Raw genomic sequence first — 418 nt, 5'->3', positions numbered from 1 at the left:
CCTTGTCCAGGCCGGCAAACGCACCGCCACAGATGAACAGGATGTTCTTGGTGTCCACCTGCAGGAATTCCTGCTGCGGATGCTTGCGACCGCCCTGCGGCGGCACGCTGGCCACGGTGCCTTCGATCAGCTTCAGCAGGGCCTGCTGGACGCCTTCGCCGGACACATCGCGGGTGATCGACGGGTTCTCGCTCTTGCGCGAGATCTTGTCGATTTCATCGATGTAGACGATGCCCTGCTGTGCCTTCTCGACGTCGTAGTCGCACTTCTGCAGCAGCTTCTGGATGATGTTCTCCACGTCCTCGCCCACGTAACCGGCTTCGGTCAGCGTGGTGGCGTCGGCCATGGTGAACGGCACGTTGAGCAGGCGGGCCAGGGTTTCGGCCAGCAGCGTCTTGCCCGAACCGGTCGGACCGAC

The 418-nt window shown here is 63.2% G+C and carries 1 protein-coding gene; it reads right to left on the bottom strand.

The annotated features are described in order from the left end of the window. The coding region (locus RRF55_RS27265) for an AAA family ATPase (protein ID WP_439419208.1) at positions 1–418 on the bottom strand (418 nt) is incomplete at both ends.

Source organism: Klebsiella sp. K47, assembly GCF_051858335.1.
In the GTDB taxonomy this organism is placed as follows: domain Bacteria; phylum Pseudomonadota; class Gammaproteobacteria; order Enterobacterales; family Enterobacteriaceae; genus Klebsiella; species Klebsiella pneumoniae.
Note: the sequence above shows the minus strand (reverse complement) of the source record. Positions and strands in the feature narration are given on the sequence as shown.